1 protein-coding gene is annotated in these 242 nt (G+C 37.2%); it reads left to right on the forward strand.

From position 1 onward, the window contains the following. Positions 1-242: hypothetical protein (locus tag F3089_RS16125; protein WP_225741802.1), on the forward strand; the 242-nt coding region annotated here is incomplete at both ends.

Below are 242 nucleotides of genomic sequence, written 5' to 3' on the forward strand. Positions count from 1 at the left end.
AAATACTCAATATAAAGAATATAAGACCGTTGCTTTAGAGGATGTCTCTCTTGAAATTAACGCAGTCAAGTCAGGTGAGTGCCATCAAGAAAAAGAAAACTGCATCTATGTTCCTGTGATAGGAACCTCTCGGGTCGTATCGGAGAAGATAGGACTAACGATAAAAGAACATAATGTGTTTCAGATTGTTCTTTGTTCTGATGTTGATGCAGAGTATCTATCTGTATTTTTTCAGTCTGACC

Origin of the sequence: Halospina sp. K52047b (assembly GCF_008709855.1) — a bacterium.
Lineage (GTDB): Bacteria > Pseudomonadota > Gammaproteobacteria > Pseudomonadales > Oleiphilaceae > Halospina > Halospina utahensis_B.